The 17,272-nt window shown below is 67.9% G+C and carries 17 protein-coding genes; 11 read left to right on the forward strand and 6 right to left on the reverse strand.

Features of this window, described 5'->3' with window-relative positions; genetic code table 11:
* Window positions 1-4: 4 nt before the first annotated feature.
* Together ACFPJ1_RS41255 and ACFPJ1_RS41260 are read right to left on the reverse strand one after the other, a co-directional pair.
* Window positions 5-565: an SRPBCC family protein gene (locus ACFPJ1_RS41255; protein ID WP_380111853.1), complete on the reverse strand. Its 561-nt coding sequence runs from the start codon at window positions 563-565 to the stop codon at window positions 5-7.
* Window positions 562-1,131 carry a TetR/AcrR family transcriptional regulator gene (locus ACFPJ1_RS41260; protein WP_380111854.1) on the reverse strand — a complete coding sequence of 190 codons (570 nt, stop codon included), beginning with the start codon at window positions 1,129-1,131 and terminating at the stop codon, window positions 562-564. Before ACFPJ1_RS41260 ends, ACFPJ1_RS41255 begins: the two co-directional genes overlap by 4 nt.
* A 112-nt stretch (window positions 1,132-1,243) precedes the next feature.
* Here ACFPJ1_RS41260 and ACFPJ1_RS41265 point away from each other — a divergent pair, with 112 nt between their 5' ends.
* On the forward strand, window positions 1,244-2,152 hold the full coding sequence (locus ACFPJ1_RS41265) for a phosphotransferase family protein (RefSeq protein WP_380111855.1): 909 nt from the start codon (window positions 1,244-1,246) through the stop codon (window positions 2,150-2,152).
* A 250-nt stretch (window positions 2,153-2,402) separates the two neighbouring features.
* On the forward strand, window positions 2,403-3,881 hold the full coding sequence (gene rpsA, locus ACFPJ1_RS41270; RefSeq protein WP_380111856.1) for a 30S ribosomal protein S1: 1,479 nt from the start codon (window positions 2,403-2,405) through the stop codon (window positions 3,879-3,881).
* Window positions 3,882-4,023: 142 nt separating this feature from the next.
* Here the strand turns inward: rpsA and ACFPJ1_RS41275 are convergent, their stop codons facing one another.
* Window positions 4,024-4,968: a phosphotransferase enzyme family protein gene (locus ACFPJ1_RS41275; protein ID WP_380111857.1), complete on the reverse strand. Its 945-nt coding sequence runs from the start codon at window positions 4,966-4,968 to the stop codon at window positions 4,024-4,026.
* A gap of 54 nt (window positions 4,969-5,022) precedes the next feature.
* On the opposite strand from ACFPJ1_RS41275, the gene coaE reads away from it, so the two are divergent.
* From coaE to ACFPJ1_RS41320, 9 genes are all read left to right on the forward strand, one after another.
* The gene (gene coaE / locus ACFPJ1_RS41280; protein WP_380111858.1) at window positions 5,023-5,688 is read left to right on the forward strand and encodes a dephospho-CoA kinase; all 666 of its coding nucleotides are present in this window, start codon (window positions 5,023-5,025) and stop codon (window positions 5,686-5,688) included.
* A gap of 207 nt (window positions 5,689-5,895) precedes the next feature.
* Window positions 5,896-7,038, forward strand: coding sequence for a PrsW family glutamic-type intramembrane protease (locus ACFPJ1_RS41285; RefSeq protein ID WP_380111859.1), 1,143 nt, complete (start codon window positions 5,896-5,898; stop codon window positions 7,036-7,038).
* The gene (locus ACFPJ1_RS41290) at window positions 7,035-8,117 is read left to right on the forward strand and encodes a PT domain-containing protein (protein WP_380111860.1); all 1,083 of its coding nucleotides are present in this window, start codon (window positions 7,035-7,037) and stop codon (window positions 8,115-8,117) included. Before ACFPJ1_RS41285 ends, ACFPJ1_RS41290 begins: the two co-directional genes overlap by 4 nt.
* On the forward strand, window positions 8,114-9,115 hold the full coding sequence (locus ACFPJ1_RS41295) for a hypothetical protein (protein ID WP_380111861.1): 1,002 nt from the start codon (window positions 8,114-8,116) through the stop codon (window positions 9,113-9,115). The genes ACFPJ1_RS41290 and ACFPJ1_RS41295 overlap by 4 nt, the downstream gene beginning before the upstream one ends.
* 49 nt (window positions 9,116-9,164) lie before the next feature.
* Window positions 9,165-9,932 (forward strand): hypothetical protein, encoded by a 768-nt coding sequence (locus ACFPJ1_RS41300; RefSeq protein ID WP_380111862.1) that lies wholly within the window; start codon window positions 9,165-9,167, stop codon window positions 9,930-9,932.
* A 70-nt stretch (window positions 9,933-10,002) separates the two neighbouring features.
* Window positions 10,003-12,108, forward strand: coding sequence for an excinuclease ABC subunit UvrB (uvrB, locus tag ACFPJ1_RS41305; RefSeq protein ID WP_380111863.1), 2,106 nt, complete (start codon window positions 10,003-10,005; stop codon window positions 12,106-12,108).
* A gap of 163 nt (window positions 12,109-12,271) precedes the next feature.
* Window positions 12,272-12,652, forward strand: a complete 381-nt coding sequence (locus ACFPJ1_RS41310) for a VOC family protein (RefSeq protein WP_380111864.1) — start codon at window positions 12,272-12,274, stop codon at window positions 12,650-12,652.
* Window positions 12,653-12,655: 3 nt separating this feature from the next.
* Entirely contained in the window at window positions 12,656-13,012 is a 357-nt protein-coding gene (locus ACFPJ1_RS41315; protein WP_380111865.1) for an MmcQ/YjbR family DNA-binding protein, read from the forward strand.
* A 254-nt stretch (window positions 13,013-13,266) separates the two neighbouring features.
* Window positions 13,267-14,415, forward strand: coding sequence for a TerC family protein (locus tag ACFPJ1_RS41320; RefSeq protein WP_380111866.1), 1,149 nt, complete (start codon window positions 13,267-13,269; stop codon window positions 14,413-14,415).
* A gap of 72 nt (window positions 14,416-14,487) precedes the next feature.
* Here the strand turns inward: ACFPJ1_RS41320 and ACFPJ1_RS41325 are convergent, their stop codons facing one another.
* From ACFPJ1_RS41325 to ACFPJ1_RS41335, 3 genes are read right to left on the reverse strand one after another with little or no spacing between them, the layout of a single operon-like run.
* A complete protein-coding gene (locus tag ACFPJ1_RS41325; protein ID WP_380111867.1) occupies window positions 14,488-15,354 on the reverse strand; it encodes a C40 family peptidase in 867 nt (288 codons plus the stop codon).
* On the reverse strand, window positions 15,351-16,418 hold the full coding sequence (locus ACFPJ1_RS41330) for a mandelate racemase/muconate lactonizing enzyme family protein (protein ID WP_380111868.1): 1,068 nt from the start codon (window positions 16,416-16,418) through the stop codon (window positions 15,351-15,353). The genes ACFPJ1_RS41325 and ACFPJ1_RS41330 overlap by 4 nt, the downstream gene beginning before the upstream one ends.
* On the reverse strand, window positions 16,415-17,227 hold the full coding sequence (locus tag ACFPJ1_RS41335; RefSeq protein ID WP_380111869.1) for a serine hydrolase: 813 nt from the start codon (window positions 17,225-17,227) through the stop codon (window positions 16,415-16,417). Before ACFPJ1_RS41335 ends, ACFPJ1_RS41330 begins: the two co-directional genes overlap by 4 nt.
* Window positions 17,228-17,272: the final 45 nt, after the last annotated feature.

The raw sequence follows: 17,272 nt of genomic DNA on the forward strand, positions 1-17,272 counted from the left end.
CACCCTAACCGGCGGCGCGTTCTGCGAGGGCCTGGTTCATCGCCTGGAACTGGGGCTTGATCGTGTCGTTCAGCATGCCGACCGTGAACGGGACGGCGACGCCGTTGAACCTCTCCTCCTGGATCAGCTTCGACCGGCCGCCGTCGAGGGGCTCGATCCGGAACGAGTGCTCGCCGTCGAAGATGCCGCCGAAACCGATCTTGCCGATCCACCGCAGCTCCTTGCCCGGCTCGACCGCGAGCAACTCCGGGCTGAAGGTCGTCTCCTTGCCGTTCGTGTCCTTGAGCACGTTGGTGATCCTCGCGCCGACCTTCAGCTCACCCGTCGACGACACCATGAACGGGTTCCACTCGGGGTAGGCCTCGCGGTCGGCGAGCACCTGCCAGACCTGCTCCGGCGTCGCGTCGATCTCGATCTCCGTGTGGAGCACGGTCGTGTGCGCGATCGCGTAGACGCAGTACCCGGCGAGCAGGACGGCGAAGGCGCCGACGCCGGCGAGCACACGACGGCGTACCGGGCTCTTCTTGTTCTTGTTCTTGGTCTTGTTGGTGGTGGCGGTGGTCATCGGGACTCCTCAGGTCCGAGGACGCTGCGGACGAGCTTCCTCGCGTAGTCGGGGGTGAGCGGCTCGCCGGTGACGAGGAGCCGGTAGTACAGCGGGCCGACGAGTTGGTCGACCAGGACCGCGGGGGAGACGTGGTCTAGGACCAGGCCCGCGTCCTGGGCCTTGGCGACGACGGCGGTCACGTCGCGATGGCGCTCGGCCCAGAGGGCTCTGACGCTCTCGCCGACGCGCGGTTCGCGGGCGGCGGCCGCGGCCAGGTCCGCGATCAAGGCGGGCGGGGTGGACGCGAGGTTGGTCGCGACCGCGGTGACGAGGCCGGTGAGGTCGCGTCGTGGGTCGTCGGTGGGCTCGAAGGGGACGTCCTCCCGGAGGCTGGTGATCAGCGCGACCACCAGTTCGGCCTTGCTGGGCCACCGGCGGTAGAGCGTCGTCTTGGCCACCCCGGCCTGCTCGGCGACCCGGTCGACCGAGAGCCCGGCGTACCCGCCCTGCCGGATCTCGTTGAGCGCGGCGGCCAGCACCCGCTCCTCGACGCCGGCGTCCCGCGGTCTTCCTCGCCCGACCATCGCTCCTCATTTCCGCTACCGCGGTTTCGTAATGAGCTTAGGAGTCGGGATTGATTTACGCAACTGAGGTAGCGGAAATGGTTGTCGGCGACGTGCGGAAGGATGCGGCGGCATGGATGACTTCGAGGCTCTCGCTGCCAGCGCGGTACCGCTCACCGGCGGCTACGGCGGGGAGACCTACGCCGTGAGTGCGGCCGGGGAGGACGCCGTGCTGCGGCTCTATGCCCGGCACCCGGAGCGCGCGGCCGTGGATGTCTCGCTGCTGCGGCTCGTCCGGGGACTGCTCCCGGTGCCTCGGGTGCTGGACGCGATGCCCGACCCGGCCGGCGACGGGGCGCCTCCTTATGTACTGACCGAGCGGCTGCCTGGGATCAACCTGCAGACGTATCTCGACACCGCCGGGGACAAGGAGCGCCAGAAGGTGGGCGAGCAGTTGGGTGACCTGCTCGTCCGGCTCAGCGGCATGCCCTTCCTCACCTTCGGGGAGTTCGTCGGCCGCGACCTGGTGATCGAGTCCTACGGCGCGGGCGGACTGACCCAGTGGTTCAACCGGTACGTCGAGGACCTGGGCCTCACCCGTGACCAGGTGGAAAGCCTGTACTCCGTGCTGGACAGGGCGGAGGACCTCGCCGACACCGGGGTGGACCGGATCTGCCTGGTGCACAGCGACTTCAACCCGAAGAACCTGCTGGTCGACCCGGACACCGCCGAGCTCACCGGGCTGATCGACTGGGAGTTCGCGCACGCCGGATCGCCGTACACGGATCTGGGGAACCTGCTCCGCTTCTGCGAGGACCCGGTGCTCGGGAGGGCGTTGCTCGGCGTCGTACGGGAGACCGGTCCGGACCTCGGGGACCGGCTCGAGGAGCGGGGGCGCGCGGCGGATCTGTGGGCTCTGATCGACCTCGCGGCCAGGCGGCCGGCGAACCCGGTGGCGACCGCCGCGCACGCCCTGCTCACCCGGATCGCCGACACGGGGGACCTCGCGGGCGGCCGACCCGACCTGGACGTCGTACATTGAGTGCAGTGATACGTCGGGAGGCCTCGGCGGGTGCCTGGTTCGGACCGGGTGCCCCGGGTTGCCGTGCCCGAGTCAATACACGTATTCTGTGAGATGCGCTATGGGCCCGCGCGACCTCGGACGGAGCAGGCTCGTGCTCGCAAGCAGTCGGTGGTGAATCTGTCCTGTTCAGGCAATCCAGCGGTTGGGTGCGATCCAAGGGTCCTTGCGCACCCGTACGACACCATCAGCCCACGGAGCAACCCACCACATGACGGCCAGCATCGAGGCACCTCTCGACCCCGCAGTACGCACCACCCCGCAGGTAGCGGTCAATGACATCGGGTCGGAGGAAGACTTCCTCGCGGCGATCGATCAGACCATCAAGTACTTCAACGACGGCGACATCGTCGAGGGCACCATCGTCAAGGTCGACCGGGACGAGGTCCTCCTCGACATCGGTTACAAGACCGAAGGCGTCATCCCCTCGCGCGAGCTGTCGATCAAGCACGACGTCGACCCGAACGAGGTCGTCAACGTCGGAGATCACGTCGAGGCCCTGGTTCTCCAGAAGGAGGACAAGGAAGGCCGTCTGATCCTGTCCAAGAAGCGCGCTCAGTACGAGAAGGCGTGGGGCACGATCGAGAAGATCAAGGAAGAGGACGGCGTCGTCACCGGCACCGTCATCGAGGTCGTCAAGGGTGGACTCATCCTGGACATCGGCCTCCGTGGCTTCCTGCCGGCCTCGCTGGTCGAGATGCGCCGGGTCCGCGACCTCCAGCCGTACGTCGGCCAGGAGATCGAGGCCAAGATCATCGAGCTCGACAAGAACCGCAACAACGTGGTCCTGTCGCGCCGTGCGTGGCTGGAGCAGACGCAGTCCGAGGTGCGGATGAACTTCCTCACCCAGCTGCAGAAGGGCCAGATCCGCAAGGGTGTCGTCTCCTCGATCGTCAACTTCGGTGCGTTCGTGGACCTGGGTGGCGTCGACGGTCTGGTACACGTCTCCGAGCTGTCCTGGAAGCACATCGACCACCCGACCGAGGTCGTCGAGGTCGGCCAGGAGGTCACCGTCGAGGTGCTGGACGTCGACATGGACCGCGAGCGCGTCTCGCTGTCGCTGAAGGCGACCCAGGAAGACCCGTGGCAGCAGTTCGCCCGGACCCACCAGATGGGCCAGATCGTGCCCGGCAAGGTCACCAAGCTGGTTCCGTTCGGTGCGTTCGTCCGCGTCGAGGAGGGCATCGAGGGTCTGGTGCACATCTCCGAGCTGGCCGAGCGTCACGTCGAGATCCCGGAGCAGGTCGTCCAGGTCAACGACGACACGATGGTCAAGATCATCGACATCGACCTCGAGCGTCGCCGGATCTCGCTGTCGCTGAAGCAGGCCAACGAGGGGCTGGACCCGGTCTCCGACGACTTCGACCCCACGCTGTACGGCATGGCGGCGACGTACGACGACCAGGGCAACTACGTCTACCCGGACGGCTTCGACCCGGAGACGGGCGAGTGGCTCGAGGGCTTCGACAAGCAGCGTGAGGAGTGGGAGCGGCAGTACGCCGAGGCCCACGCGCGCTGGGAGGCCCACAAGAAGCAGATCGAAGATGCCAAGACGGCCGACGTCGAGGCAGGCGAGGCGTCCACGTACTCCTCCGCCGCCGCCCCGAAGGACGACGTCCCCGTCGAGGGTGCGCTCGCTTCCGACGAGGCCCTGCAGGCCCTCCGCGAGAAGCTCACCGGCCAGGGCTGATCCACCCGCAGTACCCGAGACCCCCGCACCCCCGTACTGGGTGTGGGGGTCTCGCCCGTACTACGAGGCGAGGTCCCAGGTTCGTGTTCTATGTCCCCGGCTTCGACTGGACGATGGCGGGGCTCGGGCTCTGGGTACGTGCTTAGAGGGCGTCGCGCCAGCCGGCTGGGTCTTCGCCGGGTGGGATTGCCTGGATGGCACGGTGGAGCGTCAGGGCTTCGAGCCACTGGTGTTCGGCGGCCGTGAGTGGACGGATCGACTCGTAGCCGGCGAGGAACGTACGCCGTACCGCGGGTGGGGTCGGTTGCCAGTTTTTGAAGTGGGTGCCGAGGACGACTAACGTCTGCGCAAGGTCTTGGACGCAGTAGTTCCAGGCGAGTTCGTCGAAGTCCAGGACGGCGATGACCTCGGTGCCTGACATCACGATGTTGGAGGCGCGGTAGTCGCTGTGGATCAGTTGTGGTTGCACATCGAGGGGTGGCAGGGCGGCGACCTGGACGGCGAGTCGGGCCGAGGCTTCTGGTGCTAAGCCCGGATCTCCTGACTCCAGCCAATTCAACAAGTGCTGCATTGGCTGTGGGTCGTCTCGAGGGCCGGTCTTGTGCTCGGCCAGGGCGGCATGGAGATCGGCCAGGGCGACACCGGCTTCGTAGACCGCTTGGTTGTTGGCGATGTCGAGCAGGTTGCCGTCCATGTGCGGCTGGACTGTCACGGATAACTGGCGGGAAGGGGCGTCGACTATCTCGCGGTGCTCGCCGGTGAGCGCGGTGAGTGGAGCGGCTACTGGGATTCCCTGCTGGTGCAGCTCATGGAGCAGTTCTGCTGTGGTGGCGAACTTCGCGAACTGGGCTGTGGCTCGGGACCACTTCACGACCAGGTGTCCGTGGTCGGTGTGGACCCAGGCGATGGCGTTCTGGTCGCTGATGACGATGCGGTCGCAGGTCTCTGTTCTGACTGCCCAGGTCTCGTCCAGCACGGCAGTCAACCATTCGACCGCCGCGTTGAAGGTCTGGAAGCCGAACCTCTCCTGGAGTGCCTGGCGGGCGTCGACCGACTCCCAGAGCATTGACAGACCGTTGGGAAACACCCGGTCGACTGTACGACGTGAGGGGCTTCGGGTTTGGGGACTAGGGTTCTGGGCGTGTTGAGAGTTGGGTTGACTGGTGGGATCGGGGCCGGGAAGAGTGCTGTGTCTTCGCGGTTGGGAGAGCGCGGGGCGCTGGTGATCGATTCGGATGTGCTGGCGCGGGAAGTGGTTGCGCGGGGCACTGATGGGCTTGCCGAGGTGGTGGCGGCCTTTGGGGATGTCCTGACGGCTGAGGGCGAGATGGATCGGCCGGCGGTGGGGCGGATTGTGTTTGGGGATGAGGTTGCCCGGCGGAAGCTGGAGGCGATCATTCATCCGCGGGTGCGGGCGCGGGCGGCTGAGATCGAGGCCGGGGCGCCTGACGATGCCGTTGTGGTGCACGACATTCCCTTGCTGGTGGAGACCGGGCAGGCGGATAAGTTTGACCTGGTGCTGGTGGTCGACGTACCGGCGGAGGTGCAGCTCGAGCGGTTGACCGGTGCGCGCGGGATGGCTGACGAGGAAGCGAAAGCGAGGATCGCGAGTCAGGCGTCGCGCGAAGAGCGGCTGGCCGTGGCTGATCTGGTGGTGGAGAACTCGGGGAGTCTCGAGGACCTGGATGGGCGCGTCGACGAGGTCTGGCGGGAGCTCTCGGCGCGGGCGGCGGAAGCGGGGTCTGGACGGGCGGGACACGGTCCGGACACGGCGGATTCAGGGCACGGTCCGGACACGAAAGGGTGACCCCCGGGCGAGAAATGATGAATCCGGGTCGACCTGTACGAGAATCTGTGCGGGTTCGTCCGGCTGAGGCCTGGCCGACCTGACCACCCCTCGGCGCGCGCTCGCGTCGGTCCGCAAGTCCAATGTTGGGAGGATGGCGTGGAATGTCCGCGCTGTAGCTCTGATGTTCCCGAGGTGTCGCACTTCTGCCATCACTGTGGCAACGACATGCAGTCCGGGGATGCTCAGCGCAAGAAGGCGTACGCGGCCAGACCGGACGAACCGGTGGCCTCGTTCAAACTCGTCTCCACGATCATGCCGCAAGGCGCCGGCCGCCAGCCGTACACCTACAAGGTCGCGCTGGGCTTCGCCCTGCTGCTGACCGTGGTGACGGCCGCGCTGGGCGCTCTGCCGGTCGCGATCATGGTGGCCGCCTTCGCCATTCCGATCGTCTACATCCTCTACCTGTACGACGTGAACCTGTGGGAGGACGAGCCGGTACCGGTCGTCGCCGCGGCGTTCGTGCTGACCGGCGTCCTGGCCGCGGTGTTCACCTGGATCTGGTCGGACAAGATCGGCCTGAGCACGGACACGATCGGCAGCAACCCGGCAGGTCCGGCCGGTCGTGACCTGCTGATCCTGATGCTGCTGGTCCCGGTCGTGTCGGAGCTGATCCGCCAGATCGGCCCGATCTACCTGGCCTCGCGGCCGCGGTACGACGATCTGATGGACGGGTTCACCTTCGGCGTCGTGGCGGGCGTGGGTTTCGCCTGCTTCGAGACGCTGGTGCTGCACTGGGGCTGGATCAGCGGCGGATTCGCCGGTCCGGGCAGCAGCGCCGGCACCTGGATCTCCGTGGTCCTGCTGCAGGGCTTCGTGAAGCCGCTGATCTACGGCTCGGCGACGGGCCTCGCGGTCGCGGAGTTCTCCGGGCTCGGTGAGAAGTACGACGGGTTCACCCCGCGCTGGGTGGCCGGCCTGATCCAGGCGATGGTGGTGAACGCGCTGTTCCACGGCGGTGTCTACCTGCTCAGCTTCGTCGGCGGGCACGGCTCCACGCTCGGCGCGATCCTCGGCGTGGTCTGGGGTCTGCTCCTGCTCGGCGCGTTGATCATTCTGGTCCGCACCGTGCTGCACAAGGGTCTGCTCGAGGCGGCCCTGGAGTCCGCCGCGCGCGGCGGCTCGAACCACGCCTCCGGCGAGCTGGCGTTCTGCTCGCGCTGCGAGATGCCACTGCTGCCGCACTCGGACTTCTGCTCCGCCTGTGGCAACTCGGTCCGCTCCGTGCCGAAGTCCGAGCGCGGGGTGGCGATGCAAGGGAGCATGCCGGCGGCCGGCTTCGACGGAACCACTGGGGAGACGCAGGCATGAGCAACCAGCAACCGCCGTACGGCCAGGGCGGCCAGGGCGGCCAGGGCGGCCAGCCAGGACAGCCGCCGTACGGAGGCCAGCCGGGCTACGGCCGGCCGCAACAGCCGCCGCCCGGCTACGGCCAGCCGGGCCAACCGCCGTACCAGGAGCAGCCGCAGCAACCCCCGTACCAGGGCCAGCCTCCGCAGGGCCAACCGCCGTACCAGGGTCAGCCGGGGCAGCCGCCATACCAGCAGGGGCCTCCGCCGCAGCCCTACCCGGGCCAGCAGCAGTACCCCGGCCAGCAGCCGGGCTACCCGCAGCAGCAGGGATACCCCGGCCAGCAATACCCGGGGCAGCAGCAGTACCCCGGCCAGCAGTACCCGGGGCAGCAGCAGTACCCCGGCCAGCAGTACGGCGGCGGCAACCGGGACAAGGGCGGCAACAAGATCCTCCTGCTCGCAGGCGGAGGTCTTGCCGCTGTAGCGGTCATCGGTGTCGTACTGGCGCTGGTGTTCGGCGGCGGTGACGACGACAACGTCCAGCCGAACCCGGAACCGACCAGCGCGCCCACGAGCCAGCCGAGCGGCGAGCCGAGTACCGAACCCAGTGGCGAGCCGACCACGAACGTCGACGAGGGCATCGAGGTCGCCGAGGGCGTCTGGGTGAAGCCCCAGCCGGGGTACCTGCGCAAGAGCCTGGACAAGTTCACCGGCGTCTACCTGCTCAAGCAGAGCGAGGCGTACTTCATGGTGAACGCGTTCAAGGCGAACCCGGACGAGACGACCACCACGGTGCTGCCGAAGCTGCTGGAGATCGAGAAGAAGGCCGTCACCTCGAGCACCTTCAAGGCGAACGAGCCGAAGGAGCTCAAGCCGGGTCCGGACGACAAGACCGACGTCAAGATCGTCACCACCCAGAGCTACGAGGCGCTGTCGACCAGCCAGAACGGCAGTATCCCGGTGATCGGGTTCGTCGGCGTGGTCGAGCGCAACGACGGCGTGATGACGATCATCCGGGTGTACGGGCGCAAGGACAAGGCAGCCAGCATCCAGAAGGACTCGACCGCGATGCTGCAGTCGGTCGTCAAGAGCCAGTGAGCGGCAAGCGCGACAAGGGCCCGGGCAATCCCTGGGTCCGCAAGACGGAGTCCGACGACGCGGAGGCGGCGGCAGCGGCTGCTGCCGCCGAGCCCAAGATACCACCGTCCCCGTGGTCCCTCGAGGTTCCGCCCAAGCCCGCCTCACCGTGGTCCGACCCCGGTACTGCGAGCGCGGGTGCTGCCGGTACGACGGGACTTGGGCCGGGTGGTCCGGAAGTAGGTGGCGCGGCCCCTGGCGTTGCTGGGCTGGCCGCGGCGCCGGGAGGAACACCTGCGCCGGGCGATACCGGAGTACAGGTTGGTTCGGGGCCTGCGCGGGAGACCAGTTCGCCGTGGGGCGAGAAGGTGGGGTCGCCGTCGTTGCGCCGGCCCGAACCGGTGAAGAAGAAGCCGGCCGTCCCGCCGCTGCTCATCCCGATCGTGGCGGGGATCGCCGTGGTGGCGCTGGTGGCGGTGGCGCTGGTGCTGCTGACCGGGGGAGACGACTCGGCGGATCCCACGCCGACGCCGACCGCCTCGGTCACCACGCCGCCGGCCTCGACGTACACGCCGCCGCCGAACGCGATCGCGGTCCAGTTCGGGGTGTCCGTGGTACCGGCCGACGGCTGGAGCGTGGTCGCGAAGGAGACCGTGGGCAAGCAGTTGGCGACGTACGCGCCGAACAGCGAGGCCCGGGCGTTCCTCTGGGTCCGGCAGAAGCAGAACGTCACCGCGAACGCCTATGTGCTCGGCATCATCGAGGGCGAGACCCAGAAGGACATCACCGCGCTGGGCGCCGTGCGGAACCTGCCGTGCCCGAAGGACGTCTTGGTGGAGTGCGTCGCGCTCTCCTACACCTCCACGGACAAGGGCATCAAGATCCAGGGCTGGGCGGAGGCCTACCGGCGCAAGGACGGCCTCGTCACCGCGCTGGACTTCCGGACCCGCTCCGACTACGCCCAGAAGGCCGAGGCCGACGTCGTCCCGATGAAGCAGTCGGTCATCGACAGCCTGTGAAGTTGGTTCCACCCCGCCTACATCCCATGACACACCGCGAGGGGCGCTCATGAGTCAGCAGTACGGACCTCCGCAGCAACCGCCTGCCCAGGGTGGTTGGGGTCCTGGCCCGATGGGGCCGCCGCAGTTCCGTCCGGCGAAGTCCAGCCGTACGCAGTGGATCGTGATGGGCGGCGCCGTGATGGCCGTACTGCTGATCGCGGTCGGTGTGGTCCTGCTCGTCACGGGCGGTGGCGACGAGAAGCAGGATCCGCCCGTAGCCGGTGACAGCGTGACGCCGGACCCGATCGGCACGCTCTACACCCCGCCGACGCCGACCAAGCCGGAGATCACCAAGGGCCGGTACGACACCGGGGTCGAGGTGGGCGGCGGCGTCTGGTTCACCCCTGCGAAGGGCTGGCAGCCTGGTACCGACAAGACCATGTCGGGCAAGTACTACCTGCTGCCGGACCCAGGCCGGCGCGGGTTCATCGATGGTTACTACTGGGTCCGCCAGACGCAGATGTACGACTCCGCCAAGTCGTTCGCCGAGCACCTGGTCGACATCGAGTCCAACTCGTTCCAGGACGTCCGGATCAGCAAGGGCAACCCGGTGAAGTGCATCAACCCGGTGCTCAAGTCCTGCTACTGGCTCAGCTACTCCGCGAACGTGAAGTCCACGAGCGGCAAGCTGGTGCCGTTCCGGGGGTTCGTGTCGGCGTACCAGGACGGGTCCGGCACGATCACCGCGTCGGACGCCGGCCTGGAGGTCAGCGTCTACAACCGTCGGGTGACGGAGCTGGTCTACATGAACCGGACCCTGGAAAAGAGCTTCTGACCAGCCCGTTCACCGTTGGCGGAAGGGCCGGGACGGGAAACTGTCGACGGCGGGCCGTACGGTGGAGGGCATGAGACAGGTCACCGATCTCCAGCGTATGGTCGCCCCCCTCGAGGTGGTGTCCGACTTCGACCCGGCCGGCGACCAGCCGGCCGCCATCGCCGAGCTCGAGCGCCGGATCAACGCGGGCGAGCAGGACGTGGTGCTGCTGGGCGCGACCGGTACCGGTAAGACGGCGACGATCGCGTGGCTCGCCGAGAAGATCCAGCGGCCGATGCTGATCCTGCAGCCGAACAAGACGCTCGCCGCCCAGTTCGCGAACGAGCTGCGGCACTTCTTCCCCGAGAACGCGGTCGAGTACTTCGTGTCGTACTACGACTACTACCAGCCCGAGGCGTACGTCCCGCAGACGGACACCTACATCGAGAAGGACTCCTCGATCAACGAGGAGGTGGAGCGGCTCCGGCACTCCGCGACCTGGTCCCTGCTGACCCGGCGCGACGTGGTCGTGGTCGCGACCGTGTCCTGCATCTACGGCCTGGGCTCCGCCGACGAGTACCTGAACCGGATGATCCACGTGAAGGTCGGCGACGAGACCGACCGCGACGGCCTGCTCCGCAAGCTGGTCGGCGTGCAGTACGCGCGGAACGACCTGGCCGGCACCCGCGGCACGTTCCGGGTCCGCGGCGACACGCTTGAGGTCTTCCCGGTGTACCAGGAGCTGGCCGTCCGGGTGGAGTTCTTCGGCGACGAGATCGAGCGGCTGATGACGCTGCACCCGCTGACCGGCGAGGTGCTGAGCGAGGAGACCGAGCTCTACATCGGCGCCGCGACGCATTACGTGACCGCGCCCGAGAAGATGGAGCGCGCGATCAACAGCATCGAGGCCGAGCTGGCCGAGCGGCTGGCCGAGCTGGAGCGCGGCGGACAGCTGCTGGAGGCACAGCGGCTGCGGATGCGGACGACGTACGACATCGAGATGATGCGCCAGATCGGCACCTGCTCCGGGATCGAGAACTACTCCCGGCACACCGACGGCCGCGAGGCCGGTACTGCGCCGCACTGTCTGCTCGACTATTTCCCCGAAGACTTCCTGCTGGTGATCGACGAGTCGCACGTCACCGTGCCGCAGATCGGCGGGATGTACGAGGGCGACATGTCCCGCAAGCGGACCCTGGTGGAGCACGGCTTCCGGCTGCCGTCGGCGATGGACAACCGGCCGCTGCGCTGGGAGGAGTTCCTGGAGCGGATCGGCCAGACGGTCTACCTGTCCGCCACCCCGGGGCAGTACGAGCAGGACAAGTCGGACGGCTTCGTCGAGCAGCTCATCCGGCCGACGGGTCTGATCGACCCCGAGGTGATCGTGAAGCCGACCAAGGGGCAGATCGACGACCTGATCCACGAGATCCGGCTCCGGGTCGAGAAGGATGAGCGGGTGCTCGTCACGACGCTGACCAAGAAGATGTCCGAGGACCTGACCGACTACCTGCTCGAGATGGGCATCCGGACCAGGTACCTGCACAGCGAGGTGGACACCCTGCGCCGGGTCGAGCTGCTCCGCGAGCTGCGGATGGGCGAGTACGACGTGCTGGTCGGCATCAACCTGCTGCGAGAAGGTCTCGACCTGCCCGAGGTGTCGCTGGTCGCGATCCTCGACGCGGACAAGGAGGGCTTCCTGCGGTCCGGGCGGTCGCTGATCCAGACGATCGGCCGTGCGGCGCGAAACGTCTCGGGTGCCGTGTTCATGTATGCGGACAAGATCACGCCGTCGATGGAGATGGCGATCGACGAGACTAACCGCCGCCGGGCGAAGCAGGTCGCCTACAACACCGAGCACGGAGTGGACCCGCAGCCGCTGCGGAAGCGGATCGCGGACATCACCGACATGCTCGCCCGCGAGGACGCCGACACGGCCGAACTGCTGGGCAGCGGGCGGACCCAGAGCCGCGGCAAGGCTCCGGTGCCGGGTGGTGGCAAGGCGAGGGCGGGGGAGAAGGCGAAGGAACTGGCCGGCGGTCTGCCGTCGTCCGACCTGGCCGATCTGATCCAGCAACTCACCGACCAGATGCACAACGCGGCCGCCGAGCTCCAGTTCGAGGTCGCCGCCCGCTACCGCGACGAGATCTCCGAACTGAAGAAGGAACTCCGCCAGATGGTCAACGCCGGCGCCAAGTAGCACCGGCTCCGATCAGCTCGGCGCCGGAGTAGCCCGGCGCCGAGCGACAACCGGCACCCGAGCCCTCACCGACCCGTCGTCGGTGGGGGCTCGCCATTTACCGCGAAGCTCAGCCGGTTGTCCGTGGTCCGTGATAGGGATCGGGGGACGGAAGGGGAGGCTGATGCTGGATCACGTGTCGGTGCAGTGTGACGACCTGGCGGCGAGCAGGGCGTTCTACGAGCGGTTGCTGGCGCCGCTGGGAGTCACGGTGGCGATGGACTTCGGGGATGTGCTCGGGCTGGCCGGGCCGGACGGGATGCCGAGGTTCTGGCTCGGGAAGGCGCAGGGCGGGGTGCAGCGAGAGATCCACATCGCCTTCTCCGCTCCCGACCGCGCAACCGTGGACCAGGTCTACGCCGTGGCGCGAGAGCTGGACGCCGAGATCCTGCACGAGCCACGCGTGTGGCCCGAGTACCACGAGACCTACTACGGCGTCTTCGTCCGCGACCCCGACGGCAACAATGTCGAAGCCGTGAACCACAGGGACGCACGGAGGGAATAGCGCATGAGGCTGACGGCGGACGAGTTGCTGGAGCACTGCCTCGGGAAACCCGGGGCGTGGCAGGACGAGCCGTGGGAGGGGGACACGGTGGCGAAGGTCGGGGACAAGATCTTCGCGTTCCTCGGCGGGGGTGAGTCCGTCGGGATCAAGTGCGGCAACAACCGCGAGGAGGCCGACGAGCTCGTCAGGAGCTATCCCGAGGACGTCACGAAGAGCGCCTACATCGGGCGCTCGGGGTGGAACAGCGTGCGCCTCGGCGGTGCGGTGCCCGACGACGAGATCCTCGAGCTGGTGGACACGTCATACGAGACGATCGTGGCGAAACTGCCGAAGTCCAGACGTCCACCGATCCCAACCTGACTACGCAGACAGGTTATTCCCGTCGCTGGACGTGATCATCCCGACAGGCGGAATCGCCGTCCCCGATTTGGAAACTCGGACACCAACCAGCCAGAATGGGTCCAGTTGAAGGGGAGTATTCCTTTCGCGGCGGTATCGTCATCACGGTCAGGGGTTCTTTCCCTCGCGCCCGGTGCCGCCGGCCAGGTTCGACTGATCGAGCCAGGCGGAAGAGACCTTCGGAGTCCACTGTCGTCTGAGCTCCGGAGGTTCCTGTGCACGTTGCCGACTATGTCTGGTACATCACCGTCGGGGTGCTGCTCGCCCTGCTGGCCTTCGATGTGTTCATCATCGGACGCCGACCGCACGAGCCCAGCACCAAGGAGTCCGCCACAGCGATCGTCTTCTACGTCTCGCTGGCGGTCATCTTCGGCCTCGGCGTGTGGGTGTTCTCCGGTGGGCAGTACGCGGGCGAGTTCTTCGCCGGCTGGCTGACGGAGTACAGCCTGAGTGTCGACAACCTCTTCATCTTCCTGATCATCATGGCCAGGTTCCAGGTGCCGAGGAAGTACCAGCAGACGGCTCTGCTGGTCGGCATCATCCTGGCGCTGTTCTTCCGCGGCATCTTCATCGCCGTCGGCGCGGCCGCGATCAACGAGTTCTCCTGGGTCTTCTACCTGTTCGGCGCGTTCCTGGTCTACACCGCCGTCCACCTGGCCCGGCAGGGTGAGAACGACGACGAGGACTACAAGGAGAACGCGGTCATCCGGTTCGCCAAGCGTCGGCTGAAGGCCACCGACGAGTACAACGGCGTCAAGCTGACCGTCGTGCAGAACGGCAAGCGACTCGTCACCCCGATGGCGATCGTGATCATCGCGCTCGGCACCACCGACCTGCTGTTCGCGCTCGACTCGATCCCGGCGATCTACGGTCTGACCCAGGAGCCCTTCCTGGTCTTCACCGCGAACGTGTTCGCCCTGATGGGTCTGCGCCAGCTGTACTTCCTGCTCGGCGACCTGCTGCGCCGGCTGGTCTACCTGTCGCTCGGCCTGTCGGTCGTGCTCGCCTTCATCGGCGTGAAGCTGGTGCTGCACGCGATGCACGAGAACGAGTTGCCGTTCATCAACGGTGGCGAGCACATCAGCTGGGCGCCGGAGATCCCGATCTGGGTCTCGCTCGGCTTCATCATCATCACGCTCGGCATCACCACGGTCCTGAGCCTGCGCAAGTCCCGCAACATGCCGCCCCGGCCCGCCGACGACGAGTCGGACGAGGGTTCTGCGGACCCGAGCCCGGCGACCGAGCAGGTCACCGACTCCCACAGGCTGGCCGCGCAGGCCGGAGGCGGCGAACTCGACGAAGCCACCCGCGCCGAGATCGAAGGCATCCAGGAACCCGAGCAATCAGACTCCAAGAAGTCCTGACCACCTGAACACCAAGCGCCCGGCCTCTCGTGGGGACCGGGCGCTTGCCTTGTCAGAGGCCGTACGCCGGGGTCAGAAGCGGGCGGCGGTTACCAGGGTTTCTCGGCGCTCGGGGGGCAGGGGTTCGTTCTCCAGGCGTTTGCCGGTTTCGGAGGCGTGCAGCATGCCTTCGGCGGAGACGAAGCCGACGTGGTGGATCTTCTTGCCCGGGCGGCCGAAGAAGTACAGGTCTCCCGGCTTGGCCTCGTCGACCGGGATCTGCTCCAGCGCGGCAGCCTGGTCGTGCGCGTCCCGCGGGATCCGCTGACCGAGCACCCGGCTCACCGCGTGGATCAGCCCTGAACAGTCCAGCCCGTGCGTCGAGGTCCCGCCCCACAGGTACTCGAGCCCGAGGAAAAACGAGCCCAACCGGATCCGGTCCTCGGCCGCCGCCGGCGACTCGACAGCACGCAGCGCCGAATCCGCCAGCCACCCCAGCCCACCGTCCGGCAGCGCCACCCGGGTGAACCCGTCGGCCTGCTCGACCGACGCGAGCACGGTCGCGAACGACAGTTCGGCCAGATGCCCCGATCCGGGCTCGGCGAACAACTCGGCGGACGGCACGGTGACGGCCACCGGCGAGGTGGCGCTGCTCGGCAGCTCACCCAGGTGACTTGACGGCACCCAGCCGGGATACCCGAGGTCGTCGGCGGAGGACGGCTGCCACGGCGCGAGGATCTCGGACCAGCCGTTCCGCTCGGAGCGGACCAGCACCGGCTCGGCGTACAGGAGTTGGGTCAGGGTTCGGCCGTGCAGGCCGAGGCGGGTTTCGGTGTCCATGGACTTGGCCCAGGCAGCCACATCGGGCTGGGCGGCGGTCGCAGGGGCATCGATGTCACGCGGCGCATCGGGTGAGGTCCACACGGTGCTGACCGGGACTTTGGCAGCAACTAGCTTCATGCGGTCAAGCCTGTCACGCCCATTCCAGCGCCCGTCGGCAGGTGGATCGTCGAGCCCTCGTAGCGGATCCCGCCCACCACCGGAGCCTCCTTCAGCCACCACGCCGCGTCCAGGTCGTTGACCGTCGTTGTCGGGTACGCCGCGACCAGGGCGGCGGCCGCTCCGACGCCGACGTGGCTCTCCATCATCGAGCCGACGATCGACCCGAGCCCGTGCTCGCGGGCCAGTTCCAGCAGGGTCCGGGCCGGGCCGAGTCCGCCGCACTTGGCGAGCTTGACGTTCACCAGATCCGCCGCGCCATGCCGGATCACCGCCACCAGGTCCCGGACGCCGTACACAGACTCGTCGGCGAGGATCGGCGTACTGACCCGGTCGGTGACCCAGGCCATGCCCTCCAGATCGGGGGCCGGCAGCGGTTGTTCGACGAGTTCGATGTCGCAGCCGGCGTCTTCGAGCGCTCGGATCGCAGCGACGGCGTCGCGGCGGTTCCAGCCCTGGTTCGCGTCCAGGCGCAGCCGCGGGCCGGGCCCGATCGCCTCGCGGATCCGGCGGACGCGCTCGAAGTCGGCCGCGGCGTTGCCCGTGCCGACCTTGACCTTGAGGACGTCGAACCCGTCGGCGACCCGAGCCACCCCGGCGGCCGCGAGGGCCTCGGGGTCCCCGGCGGACAGCGTCACGTCCGTCCGGACCACGCTGACCGTGGATCCGAGGAAGCCGTGCAGGGTCTGACCTCGACGGCGGGCGGCCAGGTCGTGCAGGGCGATGTCCACCGCGGCCTTGGCGCCGAAGTTCGCCTGGACCGCGCCCTGGACCCGGCGCAGCGCCTCGGTGAGGTCGTCCGGTCCGAGGTCGCCCAGCGCTGTCGTGAGCGGACCTTCGACGCAGGCCTGGGCTCCGGCGAGCGACTCGCCGGTCACCTTCCAGACCTGCGGGCACTCACCCCAGCCGCTGACAGAGCCGTCGCTGATCTCGACCAGCAGCGAGTCGGCATGCGTGGCCGTCCGCAAGGCGGTGACGAAGGGCGTGTGCAGCGGCGCCGAGACCAGGTGCGTGGTGATCCTCACTGGACAGCCTCCAGGTCGTGCCGGTTGTCCCAGGCTTGTGTCGCGATGGCGGCGATCAACTTCTGCGCTTCCTGGTCGGGCAGCTCCGAGGTCGTGCACACAACGAGCACGAAGGGCTCCGCGTCCGCCGGCCGGACGATGCCGCCGTCGTGCCGGATCCGCAGATCCCACCCGTTCTTGTGCTCGACCCGAGTGCCCTCCGGCACTCCGGCCGGGATCTCGCCGTTCCAGTTGTTGCCGGCCAGCAGGTCGCGCACATACTCACCCGAGGCGCCCTTGTCATTGCCCACCGCAACCAGTACCGCGGCCAGGTCCGCCGGGCTCATCAGGTTGCTGATCCTCGCCGCCTGGGCACCCGCGTCGTCGATGCCGCGGCGGATCACGCTCGCGCCCGACCCGTACTCCGCCAGTACCGCGTTCGCCGCGTCCACCCCGGTGAGCTCGAGCACCAGATCGGTCGCGAGATTGCTGGACTTGGTGATCATCTCGGTGGCGAGCCAGCCGAGTGGCACTTGCTCGCCCAGTTTCGTCCAGGTCGCGGGCGCCTCGTCCTCGGCCGGGTTCACCCCGAACCGCCCTTCGGCCGCGGACGCGAAGTCGTTGTGCACCGTCACCGGCTGGTCGAGCGCGAGCTCACCCGCCTCGACCTTGCGCATCATCGCCATCGCCACCGGCAACTTCATCGTGCTCGCCGAGTAGTGCGTCCGGTCGGCGTCATGCGTGAACGCCGCCTGGCCGTCGAGCCCGCCCAGCCAGACGCCGAAATCGCCCTGCCCGGTGACGCCGGCGAGGAGGTCTGCAATTCCCATGATCGTTACTTTTCCACACCACCCACCCGAGTGCCGCAACGCCTT

Source organism: Kribbella qitaiheensis (genome assembly GCF_042657745.1).
Classification (GTDB): domain Bacteria; phylum Actinomycetota; class Actinomycetes; order Propionibacteriales; family Kribbellaceae; genus Kribbella; species Kribbella qitaiheensis.

Coding starts and splice junctions, on each gene's coding strand:
- ACFPJ1_RS41285 (WP_380111859.1), top strand. CDS start 5,896: ATGCAGTCCGGGGATGCTCAGCGCAAGAAGGCGTACGCGGCCAGACCG.
- ACFPJ1_RS41290 (WP_380111860.1), top strand. CDS start 7,035: ATGAGCAACCAGCAACCGCCGTACGGCCAGGGCGGCCAGGGCGGCCAG.
- ACFPJ1_RS41300 (WP_380111862.1), top strand. CDS start 9,165: ATGAGTCAGCAGTACGGACCTCCGCAGCAACCGCCTGCCCAGGGTGGT.
- ACFPJ1_RS41260 (WP_380111854.1), bottom strand. CDS start 1,131: ATGGTCGGGCGAGGAAGACCGCGGGACGCCGGCGTCGAGGAGCGGGTG.
- ACFPJ1_RS41325 (WP_380111867.1), bottom strand. CDS start 15,354: ATGAAGCTAGTTGCTGCCAAAGTCCCGGTCAGCACCGTGTGGACCTCA.
- ACFPJ1_RS41310 (WP_380111864.1), top strand. CDS start 12,272: ATGCTGGATCACGTGTCGGTGCAGTGTGACGACCTGGCGGCGAGCAGG.
- uvrB (WP_380111863.1), top strand. CDS start 10,003: ATGAGACAGGTCACCGATCTCCAGCGTATGGTCGCCCCCCTCGAGGTG.
- ACFPJ1_RS41265 (WP_380111855.1), top strand. CDS start 1,244: ATGGATGACTTCGAGGCTCTCGCTGCCAGCGCGGTACCGCTCACCGGC.
- rpsA (WP_380111856.1), top strand. CDS start 2,403: ATGACGGCCAGCATCGAGGCACCTCTCGACCCCGCAGTACGCACCACC.
- ACFPJ1_RS41315 (WP_380111865.1), top strand. CDS start 12,656: ATGAGGCTGACGGCGGACGAGTTGCTGGAGCACTGCCTCGGGAAACCC.
- ACFPJ1_RS41335 (WP_380111869.1), bottom strand. CDS start 17,227: ATGGGAATTGCAGACCTCCTCGCCGGCGTCACCGGGCAGGGCGATTTC.
- ACFPJ1_RS41255 (WP_380111853.1), bottom strand. CDS start 565: ATGACCACCGCCACCACCAACAAGACCAAGAACAAGAACAAGAAGAGC.